This window comes from Micromonospora zingiberis (assembly GCF_004331455.1).
GTDB classification, from domain to species: Bacteria; Actinomycetota; Actinomycetes; order Mycobacteriales; family Micromonosporaceae; genus Micromonospora; species Micromonospora zingiberis.
The window spans coordinates 1-25,147 of sequence record NZ_SJJR01000025.1 but is presented as its reverse complement, the minus strand read 5'-3'; the positions used below and the strand labels follow the sequence as shown (position 1 = coordinate 25,147).

Sequence of the window (25,147 nt, the reverse complement as noted above, 5' to 3'; positions counted from 1 at the left end):
ACCCTAAGGTTTCAAGTTGCGTCGATTGGTGCGTCGATTCAGAGGAGGGCGAATGGATCTGGACCTCGCCGCTGCCTACGAGCGCTGCCGTGAGCTGCACAGACAGCACGGGCGCACCTACTATCTCGCCACCCGGCTGCTGCCCGCGTGGAAACGACGACATGTCCATGCGCTGTATGGATTCACCAGATACGCCGACGAGATCGTGGACCGCACCGAGGCGCTGCCGCCGGCCGAGCGCGCCGCCCGGCTCGACGACTGGGGTGGGCGGTTCGTGGCCGGACTGCACGGTGAACCGGTCGACGACCCACTGCTGCCGGCGGTGCTGCACACCATCGCCGTCTTCGATCTCGACCGGGAGGACTTCGCGTCGTTCCTCAAGAGCATGGCGATGGACCTGACCGTCACGTCCTACCGCACCTACGGCCACCTGCTGGACTACATGGAAGGGTCGGCGGCGGTCATCGGCACCATGATGCTGCCCATCCTGGGCAGCTCGGAGCCGCTGGCGGCCCGCGAGCCGGCCCGCCAGCTCGGCTTCGCGTTCCAGCTCACCAACTTCATTCGGGACGTGGCCGAGGACCTGGACCGGGGCCGGATGTACCTGCCGGAGGAGGACCTGGCCGAGTTCGGGGTGACCCGGGACGACCTGCTGGCCTGCCGGGCCGCCGGTCGGGTCACCGAGCCGGTACGCGAGTTGATCCGGTACGAGGTCACCCGGGCCCAGGCACACTACGCCGCCGCCGCGCCCGGAGTGATCCTGCTGGAGGCCGGCTCGCAGTCCTGCATCCGCACCGCGTACCTGCTCTACGGCGGCATCCTCGACGAGGTGGCCGCCCAGGACTACGACGTGTTCGCCCGGCGGGCCACGGTGCCGCAGCGACGCCGGATGGCGGTGGCGGCCCGCGCCCTGCTCACCCCGACCGGTACGCCGGTCGCCCTGCCCGGGCCGCCGGCCCGTTGACCGGTCGTACCGCCGTCGTGCTCTTCACCCGCGACCTGCGGGTGCACGACCATCCGGCGCTGGCCACCAGCTGTGCCGCCTTCACGCGGGTGGTGCCGCTCTACGTGCTGGACCCGGCGCTGGCCCGACGGTCGCCGAACCGCACCCGCTTCCTGCACCAGAGCCTCGCCGTACTCCGCGATGCGCTGCGCGGACTCGGCGGTGACCTGGTCGTGCGGCACGGCGACCCGGTGGCCGAAACCATTCGGCTGGCCGGCGAGGTGGGCGCCGAGGCCGTCGCGCTCACCGCCGACGTCTCCCGGTACGCCGAGCGCCGGGCCCGTCGGTTGCGCGTCGAGTGCGAGCGGCATCGGCTGCACCTGCGGTTCTTCCCCGGACACACGGTGCTCGATCCGGGTGCGCTGACGCCCGCCGGTGGCGACCACTACCGGGTGTTCGGCCCGTACCACCGGGCGTGGATCGCGCAGCAGTGGCGGGCGGAGCTGGCCGTACCGTCACGGGTGGTGCTGCCCGATGGGGTGCCGACGGGCGCGCTGCCGGCGCTGCCGGCGGGTGAATCCCCGGACGTCGTCGGCGGCGGCGAGGTCGAGGCGCGGCGGCGATTGGCCCGCTGGCTGCCCAGCCTGCCGAACTACGCCGACCTGCACGACGACCTGGCCGCCGACGACACCTCGCGGCTGAGCCCGTATCTGCGGTTCGGATGCCTGTCCCCGCTGACCGTGGCGAACCACGCCGGTGACCGTGCCTCGCCGTTCGTCCGGCAACTCTGCTGGCGGGACTTCCACCATCAGGTCACCGCCGCCTTTCCGGACATCTCCCGCAAGGCGTACCGGCGTGGTGCCGCCGAGCACTGGCGGTACGACGCCGACGCCCTCGCCGCCTGGGCGCAGGGGCGTACGGGCCTGCCCATCGTGGACGCGGGGATGCGGCAGTTGCGGGCGCAGGGCTGGCTGCACAACCGGGCCCGGTTGATCACCGCCGGCTATCTGACCAAGACGCTCGGTCTGGACTGGCGGGACGGGCAGGCGGTCTACTTCCGCTGGTTGCTCGACGGCGACGTGGCCGACAACTCGGGCAACTGGCAGTGGGTCGCCGGCACCGGCAACGACACCAAGCCGTACCGGGGCTTCAACCCGATCCGCCAGGCCGAACGGTACGACCCGGACGGCGCGTACGTCCGGCGGTGGGTGCCCGAGTTGGCGGCGGTGGCCGGCAAGGCGGTGCAGCAGCCCTGGCGACTGCCGGACGCCCTGCGCCGCACGCTGGACTACCCGCCGCCGCTGGCGCCGCCCGGCGCCGACCCGGTCTGGCTGCGCTGATTCGGAAGGGCAGAGCGCCCGTCTCCCGGTAGCCGTCCGGGTGTGCGCGTGGCCGGCTGGCCGTTCGACTTGCGGTGCGCAATGCTGGCGGAATGGCGGAGCCGGAACTCGTGGACGTGGTCGTGCTCGGGCTCGGGGTCGGCGGCGAGGAGGTGGCCGGGCGGCTCGCCGAGGCCGGACTCCACGTGGTCGGCATCGAGCGCAACCTGGTCGGCGGTGAGTGCCCGTACTGGGGGTGCATCCCGAGCAAGATGATGATCCGGGCGGCGAACGCGATCGCCGAGGCGCGTCGCCTCGACGGGCTGGGCGGCAGCGCGCAGGTCCGCACCGACTGGGCGCCGGTGGCGCAGCGGATCCGTACGGAGGCCACCGACGGCTGGGACGACCGGGTCGCGGTGCAGCGGTTCACCGACAAGGGTGGGCGTTTCGTCCGGGGCAGCGGCCGGCTCGACGGGCCGGGCCGGGTCCGGGTGGGCGACCAGGTCTTCCAGGCCCGGCACGGGATCGTGCTGGGCACCGGGACCAGCCCGTCGGTGCCACCGGTCGACGGGCTGACCGGCACGCCGTACTGGACGAATCGGCAGGCCATCGAGGTTGAGGAACTGCCGGCGTCGCTGCTGGTCTTGGGCGGCGGGGCGATCGGGCTGGAACTGGCGCAGGTGTTCGCCCGCTTCGGGGTACGGGTCACCGTGGTCGAGGCGTCCGACCGGGTGCTCGCCGTCGAGGAACCGGAGGCGTCCGAGGTGGCCGCCGCCGCGTTGCGGGCGGACGGGGTGGAGATCCACACCGGGGTCAAGGCCGCTCGGGTCGAGCACGGTGCCGACGGTTTCACCCTGCGGGGCAGCGATGGTGAGGGGTTCACCGCCGAACGGCTGCTGGTGGTGACCGGGCGCCGCGCGCACCTCGACGAGCTGGGCCTGGACACCGTCGGCGTGGACGGCAGCCGACGCTACCTGCCGGTCGACGACCGGCTGCACGTCACCGACGGCATCTGGGCGGTCGGCGACGTGACCGGCGAGGGCGCCTTCACCCACATCGCCATGTACCAGGCGGCCATCGTGGTCGCCGACGTGCTCGATCACGTGCGTCGCGCCGAGGGTGACGCGGATCCGAGCGGCACCGCCAGCGTGGTCGGCGGCGCCGTCGGCGTGGCCAGTTCGTTGGCGGCGACCGGGTCGAGTGGCTCGGCCGGGTCGGTGCCCCGCGCCGACTACCGGGCGCTGCCCCGGGTCACCTTCACCGACCCGGAGGTCGGCGCGGTCGGCCTCACCGAGCGACAGGCCCGCGAGCGCGGCATCAACGTGCAGGTCGGCTTCACGCCGCTCTCCTCGTCCACCCGTGGTTGGATCCACAAGACCGACCCCGGCGGCTTCATCAAGCTGATCGCCGACGCCGACCAGGGAGTGCTCATCGGAGCGACCTCGGTCGGCCCGGCGGGTGGTGAGGTGCTGTCCGGACTGGTGGTGGCGGTACACGCGGCGGTGCCGCTGGCCCAGCTCCGGCACATGATCTACGCGTACCCGACGTTCCACCGCGCCATCTCCGAGGCGCTGCGCAATCTGAGCTGAGCGGAGCTTTCCCGCCCGGGGCCCGACCAGCGGCCGGCACCGGCGGTCTAGCCTGTCGCGGTGTCGAGAAATTCTCAGTCCAGCGGCGGCCTCGCCGGACCGCTTCGGGCGGTCCTGGGTTCGGTGACAGCGCTGGCCGTCGCGTCGAGCGCCATCTACGTACTTGGGCCCTGGTCGTCCGACTCGCCCGAAGCCATCGGCACTCCCCGCCCGGTCGCCGCTCCGGTGAAGGTTTCCGGCCGTACGATCTCGGTGGTCGGGTCCGGTGACATCCTCGTCCACCCGGAACTCTGGGATCAGGCGCGCCGGGACGGCGACGGGCGCCTGGATTTCCGGCCGATGCTGGAGCCGGTGCGCGACACCGTGTCCGGGGCCGACCTGGCCCTGTGTCACCTCGAAACCCCGCTGGCGCCGCCGGGCGGTCCGTTTATCGGGTTCCCGAAGTTCAGTGTGCCGCCGGAGGTCGTGGACGGCATCAAGGCCGCCGGGTACGACGGCTGCTCGACCGCCTCGAACCACACCATCGACCAGGGGATGGAGGGCGTCAAACGCACCCTGGACGCGCTCGACGAGGCCGGCCTCGGCCACACCGGCAGCTACCGGACCAGCCGGGGCGCCGGCACTGCCAAGATCTACCAGGTCAAGGGTGTGAAGGTCGGGCACCTCAGTTACACCAAGAGCTACAACGGCCTGCGCCCGCCCGCCGGCAAGGAGTGGGTGTCGAATCTCATCGACCCGCAGGCGATCCGGCGCGAGGCGGCGAACGCCCGGCAGTCGGGCGCGGAGATCGTCGTGGTCAGCCTGCACTGGGGCACCGAGTACGAGCACGAGCCCGATGTCGACCAGCAGACGTGGGCGCGTCAGGTCTCCGAGATCGAGGACGTGGACCTGGTCTTCGGTCACCACGCGCACGTGGTGCAGCCGGTCGAGCGGATCGGCGACACCTGGATCGTCTACGGCATGGGCAACCACATCGCCCGGCACGCCCAGCCCGTGAACGCCAACCGGGACGGAGTCATCATCCGGGCGACGTTCGGCCAGGCCGGGCAGACGAAGAGATGGAAGGTGGTGGCCATGGAGGCCATCCCCACCTTCGTTGATCTCAATCCGGACATCCGTCTGGTCGATCTAGAGCGGAAACTGGCCGATCCGGCGCTGCCGCCGGGCCGCCGCGCGATCTACGAGGCGGCGGTCGATCGGATCGAGGGAAACCTCTTGACCAGGGCGGCTGACACGGAAGGGCTGGTCGTGCGGGGGGTTCGACCGGCGGCGTAGGCCGCACGGGTGCACCCTGCGCGCACGTGAGCCTTGCTAGCATCTGCGCCGGCCCGGCGCCCTGCCCGGCCTTCGAGCTGGGCTAACAGGCCATCTGGCAACCCAGCCCGCCGGGGGAAGGTTGTCGTCAGGTGCCAAGCGGTTCGGCTCATCGCCCGCCACAGCAGCAGCCGGTGGACGATTCGGTCCACGACCAGGCGCAGCTGGTGGCGTGGCGCCGCCGTGCTCTCGACCAGCAGTTGCCGGCGGCGGCCTTTCCGGCCGGGACCAACGCGCCGTCGTTGGTCTACCTCTGCGCGACCATGTTCGTCGTCGTCGCGGCGGTCCTCGGCTTCGCGGTGAACGCCCAGCAGGGGGTGTTGCCGGCGGTGGTCGACTCCCAACGCGACATCGTGTCCAAGCTCGCCAGCAGCATCCGGCTGGAGGTGACCGCCCGGCGCGAGGAGTTGGCCCGGGTGGTGCAGACCCGAGGCGAGGTCTCCGACGCCGACCTGCTGACCAGGGTGATCAACGATGGCCGCCACCTCAACGGTGCGCTGATCCTGGAGACCGCGACCCGTCAGGTGGTCACCGCCAAGGGCGCGCAACTGCCGCTCGACCTGCTGCCCGAGGAACTTCCGGTCGGGTCCGCGATCGCGGTCACCAACGCCGACGGGCCCCTCATGGTGTACGGCGTCGCGCTGGACGACACCCGGGTCGTACTGGCGACGCAGCCGCTCACCATGCGGAACCTGCGGCTCAACCCGGATGCCGGGCACGGCATCCACGCCCTCACCCCGGACGGCACGACCAGCCTGATGCAGGGGGCCAACGCGGTCGACGCGGTGCACCTGCCAGCGGTCTTCGACGGCTTGGCCGAAGCGGGTTCCCGGCAGAGCCGGCAGGTCGTCGTCAAGGAATGGTCGGACCGGCGGCTGCTGGTCTCGTCCGCTCCGGTGGGCAGCACCGGCCTGGTGATCGTCTCGCTGCTCACCGCCGAGGTCAGCACCGGGACCTCCCTCAGTCAGGGCCTGGCGTTGGGGCTCAGCCTGCTGGCCGTCGGCCTGCTCAGCTTCTGGATCATGCGCATGTCGCTGGTCCGGCCCGTACGCGCGCTGCTGAGCCAGGCCAAGGCGGACGCCTGCGGCGCGGCCACCACGCGACGGTCGAAGTTGCGCATCCGGGAGGCACACCGGATCGCCCGCGCGCTGGCCCTCACCTCCGGTGAGCAGTTTCCGTCCGACAAGCGCTGGCGGCCGACGGTGCTCCAGGGTCTCGGCGTCGCGCTCGTCGTCGCATTGCTCTGGCCGGCGGCGGTCGTCGTCCTGGGCTTGCAGGCCCCGGCGCCGACCATCCCGGTGCAGCTGATGCGCGACGAGGAGAACCGGGCCGAGGAGGCGAGCAACGCCCTCGGCAATTTCCTCGACGGCGGGCTGGCCACCGTCTCGCGCGTCTCGTACGGGCTCAACGTGCAGGACCTGGGCCGGGCGGGCAAGCAACTCGACCGCGAACTCGACACCGACCACCGGCTGCGGTCGCTCTACCTGGTGGATCGGGACGGCACGGTGCTGGCCAGCGCCGGCCGGCGCCCGCTGCGCAGCGTCGAACCGCTGCCCGGCGAGATCGGCATCCATCTCGATCCAACGGTGCAACGGTTGCCCGTCGTGTACGCCTACAACCAGATGGCCGACGGTTACTCGGTCGTCGGCGAGTTCGATCCGGACCGTCTGCTGGGTCTGGTCCGGCGGGTCAGCGGACGCGCCCACGTGGTCGACGCCGAGCTGCGGACGGTGCTGGACTCCGAGGGGTTCCGGGCGTTTCAGCCGTTGCAGGGTGACCTGGCCCGCGACGCCGCGGTGGAGGCGCTGCCGGGCGGGACGGTCGGCCGCTCGCATACCGCCGACGGGGAACCCGCGCTGGTCGCCGCCGCTGGGCTGTCCGCACCGGGAACGGTGGCCCACCTCGAATGGGCGATCGTGATCGAGCAGGACACGTCGGGGCTACGGCTTCCGGAACTGGTCGAGCGGCGCTGGACGCTGCTGATGGCCGGCGCGGCAATGGGCATCGTCCTGCTCACCCACGTCTGGCAGCTCTACATCTTCGTCCGGCCGCTGCGTCGGTTGGCTTTCTTCTCCGACCGGATGAGCGACGGCACCATCGAGCTTCCGGTGCCGCCGCAGCGGCACGACGACATCGGTGCGATCGCCATGTGTCTGGAGATCTGCCGTCAGGTGCGGCACACCGGATCGGCGCGCTTCGGCGGGGCGTTGCGCCTGCGCGGCGCCGGGGCCGACCGCACCAAGGTCCTCCCCCGGGTGCGCTCGGCGGCGGCGACCACCGCTCGGGGGACGAAGGGCTGATCATGTTCTACCTGTACACCGTCTACAGCTTGTGCTGCCTCGCGTTGGTCGTGGCGGGCGTGATCGAGCAGCGCAACCACTACCGCAACCTGAACTCCATCCCGCACCGGGTGCTGGTCAACGGCATCCGGGGGAAGAGTTCCATCACCCGGTTGTGCGCCGGTGCGTTGCGCGGCGGAAGCAAGGTCGTGGTGGCCAAGACCACCGGCACCGCGGCCCGCTTCATCTTTCCGGACGCCAGCGAGGAGCCGGTGCACCGTAAGTTCGGCATCGCCAACGTGGTGGAGCAGATCGGGATCGTACGGCGGGCGGCGGTCTACCACCCGGACGCGATGGTGATCGAGTGCATGGCGGTCATGCCGGCACTCCAGGAGATCAACCAGAGCAAGCTGATCCGGTCGAACATCGGGGTGCTGTGCAACGTCCGCGAGGACCACCTCGCCGAGATGGGGCCCACCCTGGACGACGTGGCCCGGTCGCTGAGCCGGTCGATGCCCGAGGGCGGCATCTGCATCACCGCCGAGAAGGACCGGCTGGCCATCCTGGAGCAGGAGGCGGCCAAACGGAACTGCCGGCTGATCTCGGTCGACCCGGAGTCGGTGACCGATCAGGAGATGGCGGGCTTCGGCTGGATCACGTTCAAGGAGAACGTGGCCATCGCGTTGGCCGTCGCCGCGGAGTTGGGCGTCGACCGGCGTAGCGCGTTGGCGGGCATGTGGGCGGCGCCGCCGGATCCGGGCGTGCTGTCCGTGGCCCGCGTGCTGTACCAGGAGAAGCGGGTGCGCTTCGCCAACATCTTCGCCGCCAACGATCCGGAATCGACCTTCATGAACATCCAGCAGTTGGAGCGACAGCAGTTGATCGACCGCCCGTTGACGATGGTGATCAACTGCCGGCCCGACCGGGTGGAACGCAACGGGCAGATGGGTACGCTGGCCGGCCGCGTACAGCCGCAGAGCATCGTGCTGATCGGTGAGATGACCCGCAGCGCCCGGGTGAACGTGCCGGCGGAGCTTCAGGGCCGGGTGGTCGATCTGGGTGGCAAACTGCCGCCCGAACGGCTGGTCGCCGAGGTGATGGCCGCGACCGCGGCGGACGGCTCGGTGATCGCGGTCGGCAACATCCACGGCCAGGGCGAGGTGCTGCTGCACGAGCTGGCGGCCCTGCCGAGTTGGGAGCCGCGGGAACGCACCCGCGCCGAATCGATGCTGCGTACGCCGAGCACGCCCGGGTTCGACGTGGACGCCGAGACCGTTTTCCTGGGAGGGATCCGGCGATGATTTTCGGGGGAGAGCTGAGCGCCCAGCTCGCGACCGCGTGCCTTGGCATCGGCCTGGTCTTCGCGCTGTTGTGCTATCTGACCACCAACCTGTCACCGGGCGGGATGATCACGCCCGGCTGGATCGCGTTGGCGTTGATCGAGGACCCGCTCCAGGCCGGTGTGATCGTGGTGATGACCGTGGTCACCTACGCCCTCACCCGGCTGATGCAGCGCATGGTGATCCTCTACGGCAAGCGGTTGTTCGCCGCGATCGTGCTGCTCAGCGTCTTCCTCCAGATGACGCTCTTCATCATCGTCCAGCGCGACCTGCCGTTGCTCTTCGCGCACCAGACGCTGGGTTTCGTGGCGCCGGGGCTGATCGCGTACCAACTCGTCCGGCAGCCGCCGAAGGCCACCGTGCTGGCCACCATCATGGTCACCGCCATCACCTACGGCGTCGCGGTCAGCGGCGTGGTGGCCGGCTTCGTGCCGGTCACCTGATCACCCATCGACGAGGGGAACGGGCATGAACTACCGGACCTACTCCCGCAGCCAGGCAGTGCTGATGGTGGTCGCCGCCTTCACCCTGTTGGTCGGCGGGGGCACCTTCACCTACGTCGCCATCCGGCAGGCCGTCCCGGCACCGCTGGAGCTGAGCCTCGGTACGCAGGCCGCACAGGCCGCCACCCCGGCCGCCGCCGGGCTGCGCTACGTCCGGCTCACCGCGCCGGACCGGACGCAGGTACTCGACGACAAGGGCAAGATCGTCGCGATCATGACCGACGGCTCCCGTACCGTCCACCTGGTCGGCAAGAAGCGGACCTTCGCCGAGCCCCGGTTCACCAAGGCCAAGCTGCACACCGAGTTCTGGGTGCGGCTCGCGCCCCGGCAGTGGCGGGCCGGCGCCGAAGCGGAGAAGTGGTTCGTCGACTGGTTCGCCAAGGCGCGTAAGGACCGCTCGCCGGACATCCTGGCGCTGGCGATGGAGTACACCTACCTCGGCCAGCCCAAGCGGGACCGGCAGGGCCGGCAGTACTCGGGAGACGCCGCCTTCGGCCCGCTGTCGGACACCGACCCGGACGGCCGGGCGGAGAACTCCGACTTCTACGACTACCTCGGGGTCTCGTGGAGCTTCCCGGACAAGGAGGAACGGCCGGATCCGGCGCACATCCTCAGCCTCGACTGCTCCGGTTTCCTCCGGATGGTGTACGGCTACCGGGCGGGCTACCCGTTGCTCGGCACCAACAACGCCGGCCCCGGGCTGCCCCGACGGGCGACCGCCATGGCGTCGGTCGGGCCGGGCACCCTGCTGATGCCGAACACCGGCAAGCGGGCCCGCGAACTGGACCGGCTGCTCCCCGGTGACCTGCTCTTCTTCAACGCCGGGCCGATCCAGGGTGCGAACATCGAACACTCGGGCATCTACCTCGGTGTGGACGACCGTGGTCACCACCGCTTCATCTCCAGCCGTACCACGGCGAACGGGCCGACCATGGGTGACCTGGGTGGGGAGTCGATCCTCGACGGCACGGGCTACTGGGCGCTGCGCTGGCGGACGGCCCGCCGGCTGTGAGGCGCGGGAGCGGCTCGTGGGGGTCAGCCCTCGGCGAGCCGTTCCGCCAGCGTCGCCACCACCTGGTCACCGCTTGTCGCGTCGCGCCGGATCGACCAACTCAGCTCCAGGTGGACGAAGACCGATCCGGCGGCTGCCGCCGCTCGCCCCTGCTGGTTCGTGCGTCCTTCCAGTTGGCCGCAGCGGCGGACCCAGGCCCGACAGGTACGCAGTCCGAGGTCGGACAGGCCGTCGGCGATCCGGCGGGCCAGTTGGTTCGTCGGTGCCGAGCCGGTCGACACCACCACGTCCGAGGTCGGCAGGTTGCGGTTGGCGAAGCCGTGCAGCTGGATCTCGTCGAGGCCGCTCTCGGCGAGTGCCACGGCCAGGCTGTGGAAGAGCGAGCGGTTGTTGTGCGCCACGTCGGCGGCGCCGTCTGCGGCCTGCCGGTGCGCACCGGCGACGAGGAGCACACTGCCGGGAACCCGGCGGTGCAACGCCAGTCCGAGCTTCTCGGTGTTGATGTCGAAGCCAGGGTGCGGCACCTCGATCACCGTGCGCGGGGCGGCGGAGCGGTCGGCCAGCACCGCACCCCAGGTCCGGCTGTCGGATCCGCTGGCGAGGTAGATGCTGCACTCCCGGCCGGTGGTCGGGTCGATGCCATGCCGGGCCTCGAAGCCGAGGTCGGCGAAGAGTCGGTCGGTGGCGTCGGTGGTGTCGGCGGCGGCCAGCAGCGACCGGGCCGCCCGGTGGGCCGCCTGCCGTTCCGTTGCGTCCGGGTCGCGGTACGGGCCGCTCGGCGACAGCGACCTGGTCAGATCGTCGATCAGGACTGCGGCGTCCAGTTCGGTGCGCGGGGCCGGCGGGGCAGGACTGCACGCCGAGCCGAGCAGGCCGACCGCCGTCGCCGTGGCCAGCACGGTACGTCGGGTCGGGCCTGCGGCCGGCGGTGGTCTGTGCACCGGTGCAGGTTAGCTGACGTCCGTCACGCGGATTTCTGGTCATCGCCGGGCCATCGGCCGTCAATTGGTGACGGATGGCTGTTCAGTTTTTGCAACAGAAGGACGTACGATTGCCGCCGTGACGAAACGCTTGACCGAAGTTGCCCGCAAGGCAGGCGTCAGCGAGGCCACCGTGAGCCGGGTGCTCAACGGTCGTGGCGGTGTGGCCGAGGCGACCCGGACCGCGGTGCTGACCGCCCTGGACGTGCTCGGCTACGAGCGGCCGAGCAAGCTGCGCGGGGAACGGGCCCGGCTGGTCGGGCTGGTCCTACCCGAGTTGCAGAACCCGATCTTTCCGGCGCTCGCCGAGGTGGTGACCGGATCGCTGGCCCAGCGCGGGTTCACCCCGGCGCTGTGCGCCCGGACCATCGGGGGCGTCTCCGAGTCGGCGTACGTCGAGATGCTGCTGGACCACCAGGTGTCCGGCGTCATCTTCGCCGGTGGCTCGTACGCGCTGGCCGACGCCGCGCACGAGCACTACCGGCGGCTGACCGACCGAGGGCTGCCGGTGGTGCTGGTCAACGCCGGGGTCGACGAGTTGGGTTTCCCCCACGTCTCCACCGACGACGCGGTGGCGGTGGAGCAGGCGTACGGGCACCTGCACTCACTGGGGCACGAGCGGATCGGCCTGGTGCTCGGCCCGGAGGACCACGTGCCGTCCCGACGCAAGCTGGCCGCGATGCGCCAGGTCGCCGGGTGGGCCGAGGGCGCCGACCTGGTCGCCCGTTCCAGTTTTTCCATGGAGGGAGCCCGGGTCGCCGCGACCAAGCTGGTCGACCGGGGCGTGACCGGGATCATCTGCGCCAGTGACGTGCTGGCGTTGGGCGCCATCCGCGCGGTACGCCGACTCGGCCGCTCGGTGCCCAACGACGTCTCCGTGGTCGGCTACGACGATTCCGCCTTCATGACCTGCACCGATCCGCCGCTGACCACGGTTCGGCAGCCCATCGAGACGATGGGGCAGGCGGCCGTGGACCTGCTGGTCACCCAGATCGAGGGTGGCGGGGTGCTCGCCGACGAGTTGCTCTTCGAACCGGAGTTGGTGGTGCGCGGCTCCACCGCGCCCGCACCTCGCCCCTGACCCGCCCCTGACCCGCCCCGGCCCGCCCCTGACCCGCCCCTGACCCGCCCCGGCGCCGGACCGGCGGGATCGACTCCGTTCCGCCCGAACCGCGGTGACGCGGCCATTCGGATGCCGGCTTACCGCCGGAACTGGGTCGATCAGCAGCCGCCGACCGCGCTTGTGGTCGGCGGCTTTGTCGTGTCCGGGGACGGGGTTCGATGTCGGGATCTCGCGGTGGCTTGTCGCATCTTTTCAATCATCGATCCAATGCTTGCTGAGATGAGTCGACCTCGTTACAGTGACTCCACTCACACCAGGGCCTTGGGTGATCACTCAGGGTCAGGGTGCATGGCGGAAACCGATCACCAGCAGGGCATTGCGGCGGTGGCGATCACCGCAGCTCAGCGAACTCATGGCGACACCTCGTTTCCCGAAGGGATGGACAGATGTCCGTACCGCAGTACCGGAAGGCTGCGGCGTTGGCGCTCGTGGCCGGCCTGGGGATCAGCCTCACGGCGTGCTCCACGAAGAGCGGCGACCCGCAGAACGATGCGAGTGGCAAGGTCACCATCACCGTCGACTGCCAGCCGGTCGGCGCCCAGAAAGAGCTGCTGGCGAACTGGAACGAGGACGTCGCCGAGTTCCAGCGGCAGAACACCGACATCGTCATCAAGAGCGTCAGCGTCGGCGAGCAGTGCAACAACCCGCCGGACTTCACCGCCCGGTTGGCCGGCGGCACGGTGACCGACGTGTTCTACGGCTACATGACCGACCTGGCGCAGGTGCTGGACTCCGGTCAGGCGATGGACATCGGCGAGTACGCGAACGCCGAGACGATCCCGACCTGGGACAGCGTCGACCCGGCGCTCAAGGAGGTCTTCACCGACGGCGGCAAGCTCTACGCCGTACCGGTGAAGAACTACTCCATGGGCCTGGTCTACAACAAGGTGCTGTTCCAGCAGGCCGGGCTGGACGTGAACAACCCGCCGAAGACGTGGCCCGAGGTGCGGGAGGCGGCCAAGAAGATCTCGGCGCTCGGCAACGGCATCGCCGGCTACGCCGAGTACAGCGCCGGCAACACCGGCGGCTGGCACTTCACCGCGCTGCTCTACTCGCAGGGCGGCCAGGTGCTCACCGAGGACGGTTCGAAGGCCGCCTTCAACAGCCCGCAGGGCAGGCAGGTCCTGCAGAACCTCAAGGACATGCGGTACGGCGACGACAGCATGGGCGACCGACAGCTGTTGCAGTGGGGTGACCTGCTGACCAACGCCGGGGCCGGCAAGGTCGGCATGTTCGTCGGCGCCCCGGACACCACCCAGGCGATCGTCAGCCAGTTCCAGGGCAAGTTCGAGGACTGGGCGATGGGCCCGCTGCCCGGCCAGGACGGGGCGGCGAAGGGGACGCTCGGTGGCGGCGAGGGCTACTTCTTCAAGAAGGGCCTCACCCCGGAGCAGGTCAAGGCCGGTCTGAAGTGGATCGCATACCAGAAGTTGACGCCGGGCAAGGGGCAGTTCGACTACGCCCGCGCCAAGCCGCAGAACTACCCGGTCGGCCTGCCACAGCCGCTGCTCTTCACCAACGGCAGCGACGCGCAGAAGCAGGAACTGGAGCTGCGCAAGACGAACGCGAACGTGGACACCACGAACTTCGCGGTCTTCGAGGCGAACCCGGTCCCGATCAAGGGTGAACCCCGCAACGCACAGGCCATCTACGCGGTACTCGACGCCGTGATGTCCGGCGTCCTGACGAACCCGAACGCGAACCTCGACGCGCTGCTCAAGACGGCCGAGGACAAGGTCAACCAGCTCCTCGCCGCCCAGAGCTGAACCAACCGGGTGGGGGTCGACGCACCGGCCCCCACCCGACTCGGCGCCGCTCGGTCACCGACTCACCAGGAGTTGCCTTGGCGATCACCTCCGCTCCGGCGGCCAGCAGGGTCACCGGTCGCCCCGCGCCGCCGCCGGCCGGGTCACCGCGTACGGGCCCCGGCCGCAAGGTACGGGACAACCTCACCGGACACGCGTTCCTGATCGGCGCGGTGCTCTGCTTCGCGGTCTTCTCCTGGTACCCGATGGTGCGCGGCGTCGTGATGAGTTTCCAGCGCACCCGGCGCGGCGAAACCACCTGGGTCGGCTGGGACAACTACCTACGCATCCTCGACGACCCCAGCTTCTGGACCGCCTGGCAGAACACCTTCTACTTCACGGCGCTGGCACTCGTCCTCGGGTACGCGGTGCCGTTCTTCGTGGCGATCCTGCTCAACGAGTTCCGCCACGCCCGGGGGTACCTGCGGATCCTGGTGTACCTGCCGGTGATGCTGCCACCGGCCTCGGCACTGTTCCTGTTCAAGTTCTACGCGTACGACCCCAGCGACGCGGGACTGTTCAACGCGATCCTCAAGGCCCTGGGTCTGCCCACCTCGCAGTGGATGCAGTCGCCGGAGATGACCATGCCGGCCATGGTGATCGCGTCGACCTGGATGAACATGGGCAGCGCCGTGCTGATCTACCTGGCGGCGCTACAGAACATCCCCGGCGAGCTGTACGAGGCGGCCGAGCTCGATGGTGCCGGGATCTGGCGCCGGATCGTGCACGTCACCATCCCGCAGACCCGGCTGATCCTCGCCCTGCTGGCGATGCTCCAGATCGTCGCCACCATGCAGCTCTTCATCGAGCCGCTGATCCTCGCCAACGGCGCGGGTGCCGAGGACTCGGCGACTTCGGTCGCGTACCTCATCTACCAGCACGGGTTCTTCCAGAACGACCTCAACGGTGCCGCCGCACTCGGTGTGATCATGCTCGTGGTGCTGGCCGGCTTCTCCGCCGTCTATCTGCGGCTGACCGCGAAACAGGACTAGGACGATGGCACAGGACTCCGGCACCCGGACTCTCATCTCCCCGGCCCAGCTGCGGCGCGGACCCGGGCGGGCGCTCTACTGGACGCTGCTCACCGTCGTGATCATCGGCTTCACGCTGGTCTTCCTCGGACCGCTTTACTGGATGGTCACCGGCGCGCTCAAGTCCGGCCAGGAGATCGCCCAGACCCCGCCGACGCTGTTTCCCCAGGACCCGCAGTGGCGCAACTACGCCGACGCGTGGCACAACCTGGCCCTGGCCAAGCTGTTGTTCAACACCTTCTACTACGCGGCCGGCGCGGTGCTGTTCCAACTCGTCCTCGACACCGCTGCGGCGTACTCGCTGTCGAAGCTGCGACCGATCTTCGGCAACGCCATCCTCGGCCTGATGCTGGCCACGCTGATGATCCCGGCGATGGTCCTCATCGTCCCGCAGTACGTCACCGTGATCGACCTGCCGATCCTGCACATCAGCCTGCTCGACTCGCCGTTCGCGATCTGGCTGCCGCTGGTCGCCAACGCGTTCAACATCTTCCTGCTGAAGCGGTTCTTCGACTCGATCCCGGAGGACCTGATGGCGGCGGCACTGATGGACGGCGCATCCGCGCTGCGTACCCTCTGGTCGATCATCCTGCCGATGTCGCGTCCCATCCTCGGCGTGGTCTCGATCTTCGCGGTGACCGCGGTCTGGAAGGACTTCCTCTGGCCGAAGCTGGTCATGCCGTCGCCGGAGACCCGGACGGTCAGCGTCGGCATCTACGCCTTCGCCGGCGGTACGCCGATGAACGTGGTGATCGCCGCATCGGTCATCGCCGCGATACCGACGGTGGTCATCTTCCTGATCTTCCAACGGAACATCATGTCCGGCCTGACCACCGGCGGCCTCAAGGGATAGCCCCCCAAACCCAGAAAGCAGGTGCTCGTGTCCACAGCAGACGGCAGTCCGTGGTGGCGTGGAGCGGTGATCTACCAGGTGTACCCACGCAGCTTCGCCGACGGCAACGGTGACGGCATCGGCGACGTCGCCGGCATCCGGTCCCGGCTGGGCTACCTGGCCGCGCTCGGCATCGACGCCATCTGGTTCAGCCCCTGGTACCCCTCCCCGATGGCCGACGCCGGCTACGACGTGGCCGACTACCGCGACATCGACCCGGTCTTCGGCACTCTGGCCGAGGTGGAGGCGCTGATCGCGGAGGCGCACGCACTCGGCATCCGGTGCATCGTCGACGTGGTACCGAACCACTGCTCCGACGCGCATCCCTGGTTCCAGGCGGCGTTGGCCGGCGGGCCGGACGCGCCCGAGCGGGAGCTGTTCTGGTTCCATCCGGGCCGGGGCCCGAACGGCGACCAGCGCCCCACCGACTGGGTCGGCGAGTTCGGCGGCCCGACCTGGACCCGGACCCCCAACCCGGACGGCACCCCCGGCGACTGGTACCTGCACCTGTTCGCCCCCGAGCAGCCGGACTTCAACTGGGACCACCCCCGGGTCCGCGCCGAGTTCGAGGAGATCCTGCGGTTCTGGTTCGACCGTGGGGTGGACGGCATCCGGATCGACTCGGCTGGGCTGCTGGTCAAGGACGCCACGCTGCCCGAGATCGTGGCGGACCGCCCGCACCCCTTCCACGACCTCGACGGGGTACACGAGATCTACCGGGACTGGCGGCGCATCGCGGACGCGTACCCCGGTGACCGGGCCCTGATCGGTGAGGTGTGGCTGCCGGACCGGCAGCGGTTCGCCAACTACCTGCGCCCGGACGAACTTCACGCCGCCTTCAACTTCGACTTCCTCGGCTGCGCCTGGGAGGCCACCGCGCTGCGCGAGAGCATCGACGGCACGTTGCGGGCCCACGCCCCGGTCGGCGCGCCGGCCACCTGGGTGCTCGCCAACCACGACGTCACCCGGCACGTCACCCGGTACGGCCGGGCGGACACCACGTTCAGCTTCGCGGCCAAGCGCGAGGGTATCCCCACCGACCTGGAACTGGGCACCCGCCGGGCCCGGGCCGCCGCACTGCTGTCCCTGTCCCTGCCCGGCGCCGCCTACGTCTACCAGGGCGAGGAGCTGGGCCTCTGGGAGGTCGAGGACATCCCGTACGAACTGCGCCAGGACCCGATGTGGGAACGTTCCGGCCGGATCGACCCGGGCCGGGACGGCTGCCGCGTGCCGCTGCCCTGGTCCGGCGAGGCGCCACCGTTCGGCTTCAGCCCGGACGGGTCGGCCAGGGCGCCGTGGCTGCCCCAACCGGCCGACTGGAAGGACCGCACCGCCGACGCCCAGGCCGGCGACGAGCGTTCGATGTTGGAGCTGTACCGGGCCGCCATCGCCGTCCGGCGGGCCGAACCGGCGCTCGGCGACGGCGGGATGGCCTGGCTGCCAGCCCCGGACGGGGTGCTGGCGTTCCGCCGCGAACCCGGGTTCACCTGCGTGGTCAACCTCTCCGGCGCGGCCGTGCCACTGCCGCCGCACACCGAGCGGCTGCTCGCCAGCGGGCCGCTCGACGACGACCTGCTGCCGCCGGACACCGCCGTCTGGCTGCGTACCGCGCCCGCGTAGCCCCACACCCGGTGCCGGCGGTCCCGTCCCGCCGCCGGCACCACCGAACCAGACGAAGGAGGTGTCCGCAGCACCGGCACCGCAACCACGGGGACTGGCCACCTGAGGAAAGGGAGAGCGCTGCTCATGGCCGACCACACCGCCCCGCACCACCCCCACCCGCCCAGAAACCGGATCCGTACGGCGCTCGCCGCGCTCACCGGCACCGCCCTCGCCGCTGGCGCGATCTCGATCGTCACCCTCGCCGGCACCGCGACCCCGGCCCGTGCCGCCGGGCTCTCCCCGTTCGACATCGTCGGTCGGGGCGCCACCGTCCCGTTCATCGAGCACGAGGCCGAGAACGCCGCGCACAACGGCACGAGGATCGGCCCGGACCGCCGCTACGGCACGCTCCCCTCGGAGGCCAGCGGCCGGGAGGCGGTCACCCTCGACGCGGTCGGGGAGTACGTCGAGTTCACCCTCACCGCGCCCGCCAACGCGGTGACCTTCCGCTACAGCCTCCCGGACAACGCCGCCGGCACCGGCCGGGACGCCAGCATCGACCTGCGGGCGAACGGCACGCTGGTCAGGGCGGTGCCGGTGACCTCGAAGTACGGCTGGTACTACGGCGGATACCCGTTCAACAACAACCCCGGCGACAGCAACCCGCACCACTTCTACGACGAGGCCCGCACCCTCTTCGGCACCACCTACCCGACGGGTACGAAGATCCGGCTCCAGGTCTCCTCGACCGCGCAGTCGCCGACCTTCACCATCGACCTGGCCGACTTCGAGCTGGTCGCCGCGCCGATCGCCAAACCGGCGAACGTGTTCGACGTGGTCACCGACTTCGGCGCCGACCCGACCGGCGCCACCGACTCCACCGCCCGCTTCCAGGCCGCCGTCGACGCGGGCCGGGCGCAGGGCCGCGCGGTCTGGATCCCCCCGGGCAACTTCACCCTCTGGGACCACGTGGTGGTCGACGGGGTGACCCTGCGCGGCGCCGGGCCCTGGTACTCGGTGCTCGGCGGCCGGCACCCCACCGACCGCAAGCGCGCCGCCGGCATCTACGGCAAATACGTTAACGGTGGCGGCTACCGAGGCGAGATCCGCCCGCACGAGGCCGGTGGACCCAGCCGCAACGTGGTGCTGCGTGACTTCGCCATCATCGGCGACATCCGGGAGCGGGTGGACGAGGACCAGGTCAACGCCATCGGCGGGGCGATGTCCGACTCGGTGGTGGACAACGTCTGGATGCAGCACACCAAGGTCGGCGCCTGGATGGACGGCCCGATGGACAACTTCACCATCCGCAACAGCCGGATCCTGGACCAGACCGCCGACGGGGTGAACTTCCACTGGGGCGTCACCAACTCCACGGTGACCAACACCTTCGTCCGCAACACCGGCGACGACGCGCTGGCGATGTGGGCGGACACCGTGCCGAACGTGGGCAACTCGTTCACCCGCAACACCATCGGCGTGACCATCCTCGCCAACCACCTGGTCACCTACGGCGGGCGGGACATCCGGATCACCGACAACGTGACCGCCGACTCGGTCACCAACGGTGGCGGCATCCACGTGGCCAACCGGTACACCGGCGTGCACGGGCCGACCGCCGTGGCCGGCACCATCACGGTCGCCCGCAACACCCTGATCCGTAACGGCAACTCCGACTACAACTGGCGCTTCGGCGTCGGCGCCATCTGGTTCTCCGCGCTGAACGAGCCGATCCAGGGCGCCTCGATCGTGGTCAGCGACACCGACATCCTGGACAGCTCCTACGCGGCGCTGCACTGGATCGAGGGCGCCACCAGCGGGATCAGCTTCACCAACGTACGCATCGACGGCGCCGGCACGTACGCCCTCCAGGTGCAGGCGCCCAGCCAGGTCTCCTTCACCAACGTCCGGGCCACCGGCATCGCGCAGTCCACCCCGATCCACAACTGCGTCGGCAGCGGCTTCCAGATCACCCAGGGCACCGGCAACTCCGGCTGGTACACCTCGACTCCGTACTGCGGACCGTGGCCGGAGCCGCAGTGGGGCGGCGGCCCGACCAGCCCGCCGCCTCCCACGACCACGCCGCCCACCACGCCCCCGCCGACCACCCCGCCGCCCGGCGGGAACCTGGCTCAGGGGCGGCCGGTCGTCGCCACCAGCCACAACCAGAGCTATGTCGCGGGCAACGCGGTGGACGGCAACCCGGGCAGCTACTGGGAGAGCGCCAACAGCGCCTTCCCGCAGACCCTCACCGTCGACCTGGGCAGCGCGCGATCCGTCGACCGGGTGGTGCTCAAGCTGCCGGCCGGCTGGGAACGGCGCACGCAGACGCTGTCGGTGCTCGGCTCGACGGACGGCAACTCGTGGACCTCGCTCGCCGGATCGGCGGGGCGGGTCTTCGACCCGGCCAGCGGCAACACCGTCTCGATCGGCCTGACGGCCGGTGACCGCCGGTTCGTGCGGTTGAGCATCACCGGCAACACCGGCTGGCCGGCGGCCCAGGTCGCCGAGTTCGAGGTGTACGGCGGCAGCACCCCGCCACCGACCACCCCGCCGCCCACCACCACCCCGCCCCCGGCCGGGAATCTGGCGCTCGGCCGGCCGGTCACGGCCACCAGCCACACCGACGTGTACACGGCCACCAACACGGTGGACGGCAACGCGAACACCTACTGGGAGAGCGCCAACAACGCCTTCCCGCAGACCATCACCGTGGACCTGGGCACCGCCCGGCAGGTGGGTCGGGTCGTGCTGAAGCTGCCACCGGCGTCGGCCTGGCAGACCCGTACCCAGACGCTGTCGGTGCTCGGCTCGACCGACGGCAACACCTGGACCACCCTCGCCGGCTCGGCGGGTCGCACCTTCGACCCGGCCTCCGGCAACACGGTGTCGATCAACCTGCCGGCCGGTGACCGTCGGTACCTGCGACTCAACGTCACCGGCAACACCGGCTGGCCGGCTGCCCAGCTCGCCGAGTTCGAGGTGCACGCCTCCTGACCCGTGGGTGGGCCCCGCACGCCGATCGGGGCCCACCCACGAAGAGCACCACACCCCCGCAACGCCTCTCCACGTCCCGGAAGAAGGTGTCGATTCCCCATGTCCAGATTCCGCATCCGGCTGACCGCCGTGCTCGCCGCCGTCGGCCTCGCGCTCACCGCCGCGCCCGCGCCACCGGCCACTGCGGCCGGCGGCCCGAACCTCGCCGCCGGCCGCGCCGCGACCGCCAGCAGCGTCAACGGCCCGTACGCCGCAGCCAACGTCACCGACGGCAACGCCGGCAGCTACTGGGAGAGCAGCGGTGCCCTCCCGCAATGGATCCAGGTCGACCTGGGCTCCAGCCACTCCGTCGACCAGGTCAAGCTCAAGCTGCCGGCGGGCTGGGAGGCCCGCACCCAGACGCTGTCGGTGCAGGGCAGCACGAACGGCAGCGCCTTCAGCACGATCGTCGGCTCGGCGGGCCGCACCTTCAGCCCGGCCGGCGGCAACACCGTCACCCTCGACTTCCCGGCCACCACCACCCGGTACGTCCGGATTACGATCACCTCGAACACCGGCTGGCCCGCCGCACAACTCGCCGAGTTGGAGGTGTACGGCGCGACCAACTCGTCGACCAACCTGGCGGCCGGGCGGAGCATGTCCGCCAGCGGCCACGCCGACGTCTACGCCCCTGCCAACGCCAACGACGGCAACCAGGGCAGCTACTGGGAGAGCGCGAACAACGCCTTCCCACAGTGGATCCAGGTGGACCTGGGCGCCACGGTCACCGTCGACCGGCTGGTGCTCAAGCTGCCCGCCGGCTGGGGAGCGCGTACCCAGACGTTGACCGTGCAGGGCAGCACCAACGGGTCGACGTTCAGCACCCTGGTCGCCTCCGCCGGGTACGCCTTCAACCCGGCGGCCAACAACACGGTGACCGTCCCTGTCGGCTCGGCCGCCACCCGCCACGTCCGGCTGCTGATCACCGCGAACACCGCGTGGCCGGCCGGGCAGCTCTCCGAGCTGGAGGTGTACGGCCCGGCCACCGGCGACACCCAGGCGCCCACCGCACCGACGAACCTGGCGTTCACCCAGCCCGGTAGTGGGCAGATCCGGCTGACCTGGACGGCGTCGACGGACAACGTCGGGGTGACCGGTTACGACGTGTACGCCAACGGTTCGTTGCGGGCCAGCGTCTCCGGTACGACCCTGACGTACACCGACACCCAACCGGCCAGCGCGACCGTGTCGTACCACGTACGGGCGAAGGACGCGGCCGGCAACGTCTCGGCGAACAGCAACACGGTCACCCGCACCGGCAGCACCCCCGGCGGCACCAACCTGGCCGCCGGTAAGCCGGCCACCGCCTCCTCGACGGTGCACGTCTTCGCCGCGGCCAACGCCGTCGACGACGACGTGACCACCTACTGGGAGGGTGCACCGGGGGCGTACCCGAGCACGTTGACCGTCGCGCTCGGCGCCAACGCCAGCATCAGCGCGGTCGTGGTGAAGCTGAACCCGGACGCGGCGTGGGGTCCGCGTACCCAGACCTTCTCCGTGCTCGGCCGCGAGCAGTCCGCGTCCGGATTCAGCACGCTGGTCGGCTCGGTGAACTACTCGTTCAGCCCGGCCGGCAGCAACACGGTGACCATCCCGGTGTCGGCGACCGCCGCCGACGTCCGGCTCAGCTTCACCGCCAACACCGGGTCGTCCAACGGGCAGGTCGCCGAATTCCAGGTGATCGGCACCCCGGCGCCGAACCCGGACCTGACCGTCACCAACGTGACCTTCGCCCCCGCCGCGCCGGTGGAGACCGACCCGCTGACGCTCACCGCCACCGTGCGCAACGCCGGCCCGTTGGCCGCCGGTGCGACCACCGTCGACTTCGCCCTGGACGGGACGAAGGTGGGGCAGGCGAACGTGGCCGCCCTGGCGGCCGGTGCGTCGACCACCGTGTCGACCACCATCGCCGCCCGGGACGCCGGCAGCTACCAGCTCAGCGCCACCGTCGACCCGGCGAACACGGTCATCGAGCAGGACGAGTCGAACAACGGCCGGACCGCCGCGAGCCCGCTGACGGTCAGCCCGGTGGCCAGCTCGGACCTGGTCGCCTCGGCGGTCACCTGGTCGCCCGGCACGCCGAGCGCGGGCGCCACCGTCAGCTTCGCGGTGACCCTGCGCAACCAGGGCACGATCGCCTCGGCGGGCGGCGCGCACGGCATCACCCTCACCGTGCTCAACGACTCCGGCACGGTGGTGCGTACCCTCACCGGCTCCTACACCGGCACGATCGGTGCCGGCGCCACGGCCGGCCCGGTCAACCTGGGCAGTTGGACGGCGGCCAACGGTCGGTACACGGTCCGGGTGGTGGTCGCGGCCGATGCCAACGAACTGCCGGTGAAGCGGGCCAACAACACCAGCGAGCGACCGCTGTTCGTGGGCCGGGGCGCCAACCTGCCGTACGACCACTACGAGGCCGAGGAGGGCTCGGTCGGCGGCGGGGCGCAGGTGGTCGGGCCGAACCGGACCATCGGCGACCTGGCCGGTGAGGCGTCCGGCCGGCGGGCGGTCACCCTCAACAGCACCGGCGCGTACGTCGAGTGGACCACCAAGGCGGACGCCAACGCCCTGGTCACCCGTTTCTCCATTCCGGACGCCCCGAACGGTGGCGGGATCAACTCGACGCTGAACATCTACGTCAACGGCGTGCTGCACAAGCCGATCAGCCTCACCTCGAAGCACATCTGGCTGTACGGCGCCGAGGCCAGCCCGAGCGACTCGCCGAGCGCCGGGCCGCCCCGGCACCTCTACGACGAGGCGAACGTACTGCTCAACTCGACCATCCCGGCGGGCAGCCGGATCCGGTTGCAGAAGGACCTGGCGAACACCACCACGTACGCCATCGATTTCATCAACCTGGAGCAGGTGGCACCGCGAGCGAACCCGGACCCGGCGCGCTACCGGGTGCCCAACGGGTTCGGCCACGCCGACGTGCAGAGCGCGATGGACGCGGTCCGGATGGACACCACCGGCAATCTGATCGGCGTCTACCTGCCGCCGGGCACGTACGAGACGGCCCAGAAGTTCCAGGTGTACGGCAAGGCGGTGAAGGTGGTCGGTGCCGGCATGTGGTTCACCCGGTTCCAGACGCCGCCGTCGCAGCAGAACACCGACGCCGGCTTCCGGGTGGAGCCGAGCGCCAGCGGGTCGTCCTTCGAACACCTCGCCTTCTTCGGCAACTACACCGTCCGGCAGGACGGACCGGGCAAGGTCTGGGGTGAACTCAAGGACGTCGACAACCTGACCCTGGACAACGTCTGGGTCGAGCACACGGTCTGCGCGTACTGGGGGGTGAGCGTCAGCGGGCTGAAGATCACCAACAGCCGGTTCCGGAACACCTTCGCCGACGCGGTGAACCTGACCAACGGCAGCACCAACAACCTGGTCAGCAACTCGGAGGGACGCTCCAACGGCGACGACGCGTTCGCGCTGTTCTCTGCGACCGACCAGGGTGCCTCCACCGGCAACCACGGCAACGTCTTCGAGAACCTGACCGCCACGCTGACCTGGCGGGCGGCGGGGATCGCGGTGTACGGCGGCTACGACAACGTGTTCCGGAACCTCTACATCGCCGACCAGTTGACGTACTCCGGCATCACCATCAGCTCGCTGGACTTCGGCTACCCGTTCGTCGGGTTCGGGGCCAGCCCGCCGACCCGCTTCGAGAACATCTCGCTGATCCGGTCCGGCGGCCACTTCTGGGGCGCGCAGACCTTCCCCGCGATCTGGGTGTTCTCCGCGTCGAAGGAGTTCCGCGGCATCCGCGTCAGCGACGTGGACATCGTGGACCCGACGTACTCGGGCATCATGTTCCAGACCAAGTACACCGGCAGCCAGCCGGAGAATCCGATCACCGACACGGTCTTCACCAACGTGTCGATCAGCGGCGCGCAGCGCAGTGGTGACGCCTTCGACGCCAAGTCCGGCTTCGCCATCTGGGCCAACGAGCTACCCGAGGCAGGCCAGGGCCCCGCCGTCGGCTCCGTCACCTTCAACAACCTCCGCCTGACCAACAACCACCAGGACATCCGCAACACCACCCCCACCTTCACCATCACCCGCAACTAACCCCACCCCTCCCTCCCCACCCCCACCCCCACCCCTCCCACCCCTCCCACCCCTCCCACCCCGCGATCTTGCACTTTGTGTCCCCGTATAGCGGACATAAGACGCGTATCGGAGACCAAAACTGCAAGATCGCGGGGCTGGGCTGGGCAGGGCGGGGCTGGGCGGGGCAGGGCAGGGGCAGGGCAGGGAGTGGAGGGAGGGGGGAGGGGAGGGAGGGGGGGAGGGGAGGGCGGGGAGGGGGGGGGAGGGGAGGGGAGGGGTGGGGGGGGGCCCCGGTACGCCGGGTTGCGTTGCGCGTACTGCGGCGCGGC

General features: G+C 70.4%; 16 protein-coding genes. 15 read left to right on the top strand and 1 reads right to left on the bottom strand.

What is annotated here, in order from left to right:
- Nucleotides 1-52: 52 nt before the first annotated feature.
- From E0H26_RS25745 to E0H26_RS25710, 8 genes are all read left to right on the top strand, one after another.
- Nucleotides 53-964, top strand: coding sequence for a phytoene/squalene synthase family protein (locus E0H26_RS25745; protein WP_131308130.1), 912 nt, complete (start codon nt 53-55; stop codon nt 962-964).
- Nucleotides 961-2,283: a cryptochrome/photolyase family protein gene (locus E0H26_RS25740; RefSeq protein ID WP_131308128.1), complete on the top strand. Its 1,323-nt coding sequence runs from the start codon at nt 961-963 to the stop codon at nt 2,281-2,283. The genes E0H26_RS25745 and E0H26_RS25740 overlap by 4 nt, the downstream gene beginning before the upstream one ends.
- A 92-nt stretch (nt 2,284-2,375) precedes the next feature.
- Nucleotides 2,376-3,851 carry a dihydrolipoyl dehydrogenase family protein gene (locus tag E0H26_RS25735; RefSeq protein ID WP_131308126.1) on the top strand — a complete coding sequence of 492 codons (1,476 nt, stop codon included), beginning with the start codon at nt 2,376-2,378 and terminating at the stop codon, nt 3,849-3,851.
- A 60-nt stretch (nt 3,852-3,911) separates the two neighbouring features.
- Complete coding sequence (locus E0H26_RS25730; RefSeq protein WP_240742377.1) at nt 3,912-5,126, top strand: CapA family protein; 1,215 nt, start codon at nt 3,912-3,914, stop codon at nt 5,124-5,126.
- A gap of 173 nt (nt 5,127-5,299) precedes the next feature.
- Nucleotides 5,300-7,465 carry a cache domain-containing protein gene (locus E0H26_RS25725; RefSeq protein ID WP_131308124.1) on the top strand — a complete coding sequence of 722 codons (2,166 nt, stop codon included), beginning with the start codon at nt 5,300-5,302 and terminating at the stop codon, nt 7,463-7,465.
- A 2-nt stretch (nt 7,466-7,467) separates the two neighbouring features.
- On the top strand, nt 7,468-8,745 hold the full coding sequence (gene pgsB, locus E0H26_RS25720; protein WP_131308122.1) for a poly-gamma-glutamate synthase PgsB: 1,278 nt from the start codon (nt 7,468-7,470) through the stop codon (nt 8,743-8,745).
- A complete protein-coding gene (locus tag E0H26_RS25715) occupies nt 8,742-9,227 on the top strand; it encodes a poly-gamma-glutamate biosynthesis protein PgsC/CapC (protein WP_131308120.1) in 486 nt (161 codons plus the stop codon). Before pgsB ends, E0H26_RS25715 begins: the two co-directional genes overlap by 4 nt.
- Before the next feature lie 25 nt (nt 9,228-9,252).
- Complete coding sequence (locus E0H26_RS25710; protein WP_131308119.1) at nt 9,253-10,299, top strand: NlpC/P60 family protein; 1,047 nt, start codon at nt 9,253-9,255, stop codon at nt 10,297-10,299.
- Nucleotides 10,300-10,322: 23 nt separating this feature from the next.
- On the opposite strand, the gene E0H26_RS25705 is transcribed toward E0H26_RS25710, so the two are convergent.
- Complete coding sequence (locus E0H26_RS25705) at nt 10,323-11,240, bottom strand: hypothetical protein (RefSeq protein WP_240742376.1); 918 nt, start codon at nt 11,238-11,240, stop codon at nt 10,323-10,325.
- Between the two features lie 118 nt (nt 11,241-11,358).
- On the opposite strand from E0H26_RS25705, the gene E0H26_RS25700 reads away from it, so the two are divergent.
- The 7 genes from E0H26_RS25700 (at nt 11,359) to E0H26_RS25670 (ending at nt 24,836) form a co-directional block, all read left to right on the top strand.
- Nucleotides 11,359-12,360 carry a LacI family DNA-binding transcriptional regulator gene (locus E0H26_RS25700; protein ID WP_131308117.1) on the top strand — a complete coding sequence of 334 codons (1,002 nt, stop codon included), beginning with the start codon at nt 11,359-11,361 and terminating at the stop codon, nt 12,358-12,360.
- Between the two features lie 428 nt (nt 12,361-12,788).
- The gene (locus E0H26_RS25695; RefSeq protein WP_131308115.1) at nt 12,789-14,168 is read left to right on the top strand and encodes an ABC transporter substrate-binding protein; all 1,380 of its coding nucleotides are present in this window, start codon (nt 12,789-12,791) and stop codon (nt 14,166-14,168) included.
- A gap of 77 nt (nt 14,169-14,245) precedes the next feature.
- Nucleotides 14,246-15,199: a carbohydrate ABC transporter permease gene (locus E0H26_RS25690; protein ID WP_131308113.1), complete on the top strand. Its 954-nt coding sequence runs from the start codon at nt 14,246-14,248 to the stop codon at nt 15,197-15,199.
- A gap of 4 nt (nt 15,200-15,203) precedes the next feature.
- The gene (locus E0H26_RS25685) at nt 15,204-16,091 is read left to right on the top strand and encodes a carbohydrate ABC transporter permease (RefSeq protein WP_131308111.1); all 888 of its coding nucleotides are present in this window, start codon (nt 15,204-15,206) and stop codon (nt 16,089-16,091) included.
- 27 nt (nt 16,092-16,118) lie between these two features.
- Nucleotides 16,119-17,750 (top strand): glycoside hydrolase family 13 protein, encoded by a 1,632-nt coding sequence (locus E0H26_RS25680; protein WP_131308109.1) that lies wholly within the window; start codon nt 16,119-16,121, stop codon nt 17,748-17,750.
- 126 nt (nt 17,751-17,876) lie between these two features.
- A complete protein-coding gene (locus E0H26_RS25675) occupies nt 17,877-20,729 on the top strand; it encodes a galactose-binding domain-containing protein (RefSeq protein WP_131308108.1) in 2,853 nt (950 codons plus the stop codon).
- A gap of 99 nt (nt 20,730-20,828) precedes the next feature.
- Entirely contained in the window at nt 20,829-24,836 is a 4,008-nt protein-coding gene (locus E0H26_RS25670; RefSeq protein ID WP_131308106.1) for a galactose-binding domain-containing protein, read from the top strand.
- Nucleotides 24,837-25,147: the final 311 nt, after the last annotated feature.

Bases quoted from the DNA above. Each gene is read 5' to 3' on its own strand.
- E0H26_RS25745 (WP_131308130.1), top strand. From the start codon at position 53: ATGGATCTGGACCTCGCCGCTGCCTACGAGCGCTGCCGTGAGCTGCAC.
- E0H26_RS25735 (WP_131308126.1), top strand. From the start codon at position 2,376: ATGGCGGAGCCGGAACTCGTGGACGTGGTCGTGCTCGGGCTCGGGGTC.
- pgsB (WP_131308122.1), top strand. From the start codon at position 7,468: ATGTTCTACCTGTACACCGTCTACAGCTTGTGCTGCCTCGCGTTGGTC.
- E0H26_RS25715 (WP_131308120.1), top strand. From the start codon at position 8,742: ATGATTTTCGGGGGAGAGCTGAGCGCCCAGCTCGCGACCGCGTGCCTT.
- E0H26_RS25710 (WP_131308119.1), top strand. From the start codon at position 9,253: ATGAACTACCGGACCTACTCCCGCAGCCAGGCAGTGCTGATGGTGGTC.
- E0H26_RS25695 (WP_131308115.1), top strand. From the start codon at position 12,789: ATGTCCGTACCGCAGTACCGGAAGGCTGCGGCGTTGGCGCTCGTGGCC.
- E0H26_RS25685 (WP_131308111.1), top strand. From the start codon at position 15,204: ATGGCACAGGACTCCGGCACCCGGACTCTCATCTCCCCGGCCCAGCTG.
- E0H26_RS25675 (WP_131308108.1), top strand. From the start codon at position 17,877: ATGGCCGACCACACCGCCCCGCACCACCCCCACCCGCCCAGAAACCGG.
- E0H26_RS25670 (WP_131308106.1), top strand. From the start codon at position 20,829: ATGTCCAGATTCCGCATCCGGCTGACCGCCGTGCTCGCCGCCGTCGGC.